This window comes from Neisseria sp. HMSC066H01 (assembly GCF_001837375.1).
Taxonomy (GTDB): domain Bacteria; phylum Pseudomonadota; class Gammaproteobacteria; order Burkholderiales; family Neisseriaceae; genus Neisseria.
The window spans coordinates 576,163-582,382 of record NZ_KV832194.1 but is presented as its reverse complement, the minus strand read 5'-3'; the positions used below and the strand labels follow the sequence as shown (position 1 = coordinate 582,382).

The following is a 6,220-nucleotide window of genomic DNA, read 5'->3' as shown; positions in this document are numbered from 1 at the left end:
AAGTTATTTGACTATTCAATACACTATCTTTGCTGTTGTCTTATTTTGCGATTCAGTTGCGCTTTCATGGTATGAATATGATAATGAACGTATATCCTCGGTTTTAGAAAGGTCGTTTCTCATGAAAAATTTTGCCCGTTTACTTAATCATCCTGATATTACCTTTTCTCCGATTCTAGATGCTATTAAAGTTGATAACCCTGCAACAGGTGAGGCTTTGGCGTTTGTCCGTAAGACTGATTCAGACGGCCTGAAGCTTTTGATTCAAAAGGCGGAGGTGGCACAAAAATTGTGGGCGGCAAAAACTGCATTGGAGCGGGCCGATGTGTTGTGGCGTTGGTATTTTCTGATTAAAGAAAACAAAGAAGAACTGGCGCGCATCATGACGATGGAGCAGGGCAAAAGCTTGACCGAGGCGCGCGGCGAAATCGATTATGCGGCTTCGTTTGTGCGCTGGTTTGCCGAAGAGGCGCGGCGGATTGACGGCGATGTGTTGACGAGTGTGAAAGCGTCGCAAAAACTGGTTGTATTGAAACAGCCCGTCGGCGTTACTGCTGCGATTACGCCGTGGAATTTCCCGTCCGCGATGATTGCGCGTAAGGCTGCGCCTGCTTTGGCGGTGGGCTGTGCGATGATCGTCAAACCTGCATCGCTCACGCCTTTGAGTGCGTATGCGTTGGCTGTCTTGGCTTATGAAGCGGGCGTACCGCAGGATTTGTTGCCTGTTGTCAGCGGTAGTGCTTCGGAAATCAGCCATGAATTTGCCACGAACCCGACCGTGCGCAAAATCAGCTTCACCGGCTCAACCGAAGTTGGCGCGAAAATTTTTGCCGACAGTGCGGCAGATATTAAAAAACTCAGCTTGGAGCTGGGTGGCAATGCGCCGTTTATCGTGTTTGACGATGCCGATTTGGACAAAGCCGTCGAAGGCGCGCTGGCGAGCAAGTTCCGCAACAGCGGCCAGACCTGCATCTGCACCAACCGTGTTTACGCTCAATCCGGCATTTACGACGAATTTTGCCGCAAATTAAGTGAAAAAGTGGCGACGCTCAAATTGGGCAACGGCTTAGACGAAGGCGTCAACCAAGGGCCGCTGATTGAGGAAAAAGCGGTGGAAAAAGTTGAGCAGCACATCGCCGACGCGCTCGCTAAAGGCGCAAGTTGTCTGACCGGCGGCAAACGCAGCGCGTTGGGCGGAACGTTTTTCGAGCCGACCGTCTTAAGCGGCGTTACGGCGCAAATGGCAGTGGCGCGCGAAGAAACCTTCGGGCCGTTGTGTCCAGTGTTCCGCTTTGAAACCGAAGCCGAAGTCATCGCGGCCGCCAACAATACGGAATACGGTTTGGCAGCTTACCTTTTCACCTCCGACACCGCCCGCCAGTGGCGCGTCGGCGAAGCCTTGGAATACGGCATGGTCGGCATCAATACGGGCTTAATCAGTAATGAGGTAGCACCGTTTGGCGGCGTGAAACGCAGCGGTTTGGGACGTGAAGGCAGTAAATACGGTGCGGACGAATATTTGGAATTGAAATATTTATGTATTGATGTAGCGGAATAAGGTTGCACAGTAAAGGCCGTCTGAAATTCGGTTTTCAGACGGCCTTTTTTAAACGCAGAAAAGGTATTGGATAATTTTCATATTGTGAGAACGATCTTTATGAAAAAGCAAAACCATAAGAAACAAAGTTGCAAAAATTTTGTCACATGTTTATAAAATTAGTTTGATAACTATTTTGATATTTTTAATCCTGTTGGGTGTGTATTTCAAGTTTCTAGCTGTAGTTTTTTTGAGTAATGGCAGCGGAAATTTTGGATAATACAACCGTGAGCAAGGAAGGATTGTTTTTTTGCTCATATAGTGTGGCTCATATCGATAGTGTGGGAACTTTATCTAGGCTGCAATTTTGTGGTGTGACTTTTATAAAAAAGGTGATGTGAATGTTGAAGAAATTTTTAATCCTGTTTTGCGTAGCTTTTATCGGCGCATGCAGTTCCTTTAATGGGGACGGTTTGTCAAATGGCTCATATTCTCAAGGGAAACGGCTTGACCCGAATTGTGATCATTATGCTGTCGGCGGTAGTGGTGGCGGTTGTACACCGTCAGGTCAATGGCATCTTAAAGATAAACAAGGACAAAGAGTGCCATTCTAGCTTTTAAAAATGATTGTAGAATGGGCATTTAATTATTTAGGCCGTCTGAAATTTGGTTTTCAGACGGCCTTTGTTTTAGAGTAGATCCTGGATGGCTGAACGCTCTTCTTCCAATTCGGCCAGCGTGGCGGCAATACGGTTTTGGCTGAATTCGTCCGACAAGTCCAAGCCTTGGACGATGCGGTAGCTGCCTGCGTCGCAAATGACGGGGAAGCCGAAAACCAAACCTTCGGGAATGCCGTAAGAGCCATCTGACGGAACGCCCATGGTTACCCATTTGCCGCTGCTGCCGAGCAACCAGTCGCGCAGGTGGTAGATGGCGGCACCGCGTCCGGCGATTTTCGGCATGAAGACTTCGGTGTTCCAGTCGGGTTCGGTAATCATGTCTTGGACGGACTCACCGTTGCTGGTGGCGTAGCGGTAGTCGGCGTACATGGTCGGGCTGTGGTTGCCCCAGACGCACATTTGCTCGATGGAAGTAATCGGGCGGTTGATTTTTTCGGCAATTTGACTGACGGCACGGTGGTGGTCGAGGCGCATCAGGGCGGTGAAATTTTCCGGCGGGATGTCGGGTGCAGACTTCATGGCGATGTAGGCGTTGGTGTTGGCCGGGTTGCCGACGACGAGGACTTTGACGTTGCGATGGGCAACTTTGTTCAACGCCGCGCCTTGTACTTTGAAAATTTCGGCGTTGGCGTGCAGTAAGTCGGCGCGTTCCATACCTTGCGTACGCGGCCGTGCACCAATCAAGAGGGCGATGTCGGCATCTTTGAAGGCGACTTCGGGATCGTCTGTGGCGAAGATGTCGGCTAGGAGGGGGAAGGCGCAATCCTGCATTTCCATAATCACGCCGCGCAATGCTTGTTGCGCCTGCGGCAGGTCGAGCAGTTGCAGGATAACGGGTTGGTCGCGTCCGAGCATGATGCCGCCGGCGATACGGAAGAGGGTGGCGTAGGCGATTTGGCCTGCCGCGCCGGTTACGGCGATTCGGACGGGTGGCTTGAGGGTCATATTTTTCCTTTTGAAGTCGTTGTTTTACTTGGTTTTCGGATTATAGCAGTATTATGGGGAGAATGATGTAGTAAGGCCGTCTGAAATTTGATTTTCAGACGGCCTTCAGTGTTTAAAAAGATTATTCGCCGTTTTTCTTTTCAGCTTGTTCTTCGGCAGCTTCATAGGCTTCGACGATTTTCTGTACCAATGGATGGCGGACAACGTCTTCGCTGGTGAAGGTGTGGAAATACAGGCCTTCTACGTCGCGCAGTTTTTCGCGTGCATCTTTCAAGCCGGATTTGATGTTGCGCGGCAGGTCGATTTGGCTGATGTCGCCGGTAATGACTGCTTTGGCACCAAAGCCGATACGGGTCAGGAACATTTTCATTTGTTCGGGCGTGGTGTTTTGCGCTTCATCCAGAATGACATACGCGCCATTTAAGGTGCGGCCGCGCATATAGGCCAGCGGCGCAATTTCAATCAAACCTTTTTCCATTAATTTGGTCACGCGGTCGAAGCCCATCAAATCATAAAGCGCATCGTAAAGCGGTCGCAGGTAGGGGTCGACTTTTTGTGCCAAATCGCCCGGCAGGAAGCCTAATTTTTCGCCTGCTTCGACTGCAGGGCGCACCAAAACAATGCGTTCGATTTGGTGTTTTTCCATGGCATCGACGGCGGCGGCAACGGCAAGATAGGTTTTGCCCGTACCGGCAGGGCCTAAGCCGAACACGACATCGTGGTTGAGTAAGGCGCGGATATAGCCGTTTTGGCGCGGAGTACGGCCGCCGATACTGCCGCGTTTGGTGCGGAAATAGTATTGTTGGTCGTGGTGTTTTTCTTCATGTTTTTCATCTGCAGTTTTGGCTTCAACGGCCGCGAGGCTGATGGCGTTGTCGTCCAAGTCGCCTTTTTCTGCGGCTTCGGCAAGCGACAGTAAGGCACGGCGGCCGGCGTGTGCCAGTTCACCCATGAAGGTGAAATGTTCGAAGCGGCGGCTGATTTGGATATCAAGGGCTTTGCCTAAGGCTTCGAGATTGCTGTCGAGCGCGCCGCACAGGCGTTGCAACACGGTATTGTCAATTTCTTCAAACTGCAGATGGACGGTGTGGGTCATATCGGTTTCCGTGATAAATCTATTTTTCCGTATTATACCCTTGTTCAGACGGCATGCTTTATAATACGTCGCTTCTTTTTGATAAACCGTTTCAATTAAAATGAATCACACTGCTTCTCCCCAATCTGAATTTCTGCGTGGTATCAAAGAAACCTCGCCCATGTTGATCGGTCTGTTGCCGTGGGCGCTGATTTTGGGTATGCAGGGCGGGCAGAAGGGCATGAGTTGGCTGGAAATGCTGCTGATGACGGGCATGAACTTTGCCGGAGGCTCGGAATTTGCCGCAGTCAATTTGTGGGCAAATCCTTTGCCGATTCTGCTGATTGCAACGGTAACGTTTATGATCAATTCGCGCCATATTCTGATGGGGGCGGCGATTGCGCCGTATATGAGGGATATGCCGTTGAAAAAGGCGATGCCTGCGCTGTTTGTGATGTGTGATGAAAGCTGGGCAATGGCGTTTGCTGAAATTCAAAAGCGTAAGGCGGCAGGCTTGCCTGCGTTCAATATGCCGTTTTATGCCGGTGTGTGTTTTATTTTGTATGTAACGTGGATTGGTTTTGCGGCGTTTGGCGCGGCAGTCGGTCCGATGTTCGGCGATGTAGCGGCATGGGGCTTCGGCATGGCGTTTCCTGCGGTGTTTTTGGTGTTGCTGCGTGGTATGTGGAAGAGCTTTGCGGCTTCACGCCCTTGGTTTGTCAGCCTGATTATGGCGTGCGCAACTTATTTGACCGTGGATGGCGCATGGTATGTTCCGGCCGGAGCGTTATCGGGTTTGTTGGCGGCATATTTTTGGGGAGAGCAAAAATGAAGGATTTGTTGTCGCTGCAATCGTTTTTGCTGTTTTTGAGTATGTTGGCCGTTACCTATTCGACCCGATTAATCGGCTTTTTTGCATTGCGCAACCGTACGTTAAGCCGTCGTGCGCAAGTGGTGATGGAGGCCGCACCGGGCTGCGTGTTGATTTCCGTGATTGCGCCTTATTTTGTATCGGACAAACCGCATGAGCTGATTGCCATTGCTTTGACGGTATTGGCCGCCAGCCGGTTTTCGATGTTGGTGACGGTATTAATCGGCGTTGGTACTTCGGGCATACTCGGTTATTTGATGAAATAAAAAATTTTCAGACGGCCTTACTTGTTATAATGGCCGTCTGAATTTTTTGATAAAGCAAAAACATGGCAAACCAACGACTCATCTATGGCTTTCACGCCGTCAATGCCCGTTTGTGGCAAAACCCGAAATCGATTACCGAACTCTATATCCAAGAGGGCAAATCCGATGCGCGCACCCGCGATGTATTGGATAAAGCGGCCTCTGAAAATGTACGCGTGCATTTTGCTGATGCCGACCGCCTGAATGCCATCAGCAAAGGGGCGCGTCATCAGGGCGTGGTCGGGTTTATCGATGCTTCCAAAAACCATGTTCACTTGGAAGATGTGTTGGAAAACCTGAGCGAACCGCCGTTTTTGCTGGTATTGGACGGCATTACCGATCCGCACAACCTCGGCGCGTGTCTGCGTACTGCCGATGCGATGGGCGTGCATGCCGTGATTGCGCCCAAAGACAAAAGTGCCGGCCTGAATGCGACCGTCAGCAAAGTTGCCTGTGGTGCGGCGGAAACCGTGCCGTATATTACCGTAACCAATCTTGCCCGTACTTTGCGTGAATTGAAAGAATACGGCATTTGGATTGTCGGTACGGACATGGGCGGCGACTCCGACCTTTACCACTGCGACCTGCCCGACAGTGTGGCTTGGGTGATGGGCAACGAAGGCGAGGGCATGCGCCGCCTGACGCGCGAACATTGTGATATGCTGGTATCGATTCCGATGTTTGGCACAGTCGAAAGCATGAATGTTTCCGTCAGCGCTGGCATGGTATTGAGCGAAACACGCCGTCAACGCGTGTTGAAATCGGAAAAATAAAAAGTGTAATTAAAAGGCCGTCTGAATGTTTTTC

At 50.6% G+C, this 6,220-nt stretch carries 6 protein-coding genes; 4 read left to right on the top strand and 2 right to left on the bottom strand.

Annotated elements, in window-relative coordinates; translation table 11 throughout:
* Nucleotides 1–121: 121 nt before the first annotated feature.
* Nucleotides 122–1,558: an NAD-dependent succinate-semialdehyde dehydrogenase gene (locus tag HMPREF2551_RS06860; RefSeq protein WP_070838040.1), complete on the top strand. Its 1,437-nt coding sequence runs from the start codon at nt 122–124 to the stop codon at nt 1,556–1,558.
* 668 nt (nt 1,559–2,226) lie between these two features.
* Here HMPREF2551_RS06860 and HMPREF2551_RS06855 read toward each other — a convergent pair.
* Both HMPREF2551_RS06855 and HMPREF2551_RS06850 read right to left on the bottom strand, forming a co-directional pair.
* Complete coding sequence (locus HMPREF2551_RS06855) at nt 2,227–3,162, bottom strand: malate dehydrogenase (RefSeq protein WP_070838038.1); 936 nt, start codon at nt 3,160–3,162, stop codon at nt 2,227–2,229.
* 121 nt (nt 3,163–3,283) lie between these two features.
* Entirely contained in the window at nt 3,284–4,258 is a 975-nt protein-coding gene (locus tag HMPREF2551_RS06850; RefSeq protein WP_004520317.1) for a PhoH family protein, read from the bottom strand.
* Between the two features lie 100 nt (nt 4,259–4,358).
* Between HMPREF2551_RS06850 and HMPREF2551_RS06845 the strand changes: the two genes are divergently transcribed.
* The 3 genes from HMPREF2551_RS06845 (at nt 4,359) to rlmB (ending at nt 6,186) form a co-directional block, all read left to right on the top strand.
* Nucleotides 4,359–5,069 (top strand): AzlC family ABC transporter permease, encoded by a 711-nt coding sequence (locus HMPREF2551_RS06845; protein WP_070838037.1) that lies wholly within the window; start codon nt 4,359–4,361, stop codon nt 5,067–5,069.
* Nucleotides 5,066–5,374: an AzlD family protein gene (locus HMPREF2551_RS06840; RefSeq protein ID WP_003680717.1), complete on the top strand. Its 309-nt coding sequence runs from the start codon at nt 5,066–5,068 to the stop codon at nt 5,372–5,374. The genes HMPREF2551_RS06845 and HMPREF2551_RS06840 overlap by 4 nt, the downstream gene beginning before the upstream one ends.
* Before the next feature lie 62 nt (nt 5,375–5,436).
* Nucleotides 5,437–6,186 (top strand): 23S rRNA (guanosine(2251)-2'-O)-methyltransferase RlmB, encoded by a 750-nt coding sequence (gene rlmB, locus HMPREF2551_RS06835; protein WP_004520319.1) that lies wholly within the window; start codon nt 5,437–5,439, stop codon nt 6,184–6,186.
* Nucleotides 6,187–6,220: the final 34 nt, after the last annotated feature.

What these genes read in the sequence shown, in the direction of transcription:
- HMPREF2551_RS06845 (WP_070838037.1), top strand. Translation starts at nt 4,359, where the DNA reads ATGAATCACACTGCTTCTCCCCAATCTGAATTTCTGCGTGGTATCAAA.
- HMPREF2551_RS06840 (WP_003680717.1), top strand. Translation starts at nt 5,066, where the DNA reads ATGAAGGATTTGTTGTCGCTGCAATCGTTTTTGCTGTTTTTGAGTATG.
- HMPREF2551_RS06855 (WP_070838038.1), bottom strand. Translation starts at nt 3,162, where the DNA reads ATGACCCTCAAGCCACCCGTCCGAATCGCCGTAACCGGCGCGGCAGGC.
- HMPREF2551_RS06850 (WP_004520317.1), bottom strand. Translation starts at nt 4,258, where the DNA reads ATGACCCACACCGTCCATCTGCAGTTTGAAGAAATTGACAATACCGTG.
- HMPREF2551_RS06860 (WP_070838040.1), top strand. Translation starts at nt 122, where the DNA reads ATGAAAAATTTTGCCCGTTTACTTAATCATCCTGATATTACCTTTTCT.
- rlmB (WP_004520319.1), top strand. Translation starts at nt 5,437, where the DNA reads ATGGCAAACCAACGACTCATCTATGGCTTTCACGCCGTCAATGCCCGT.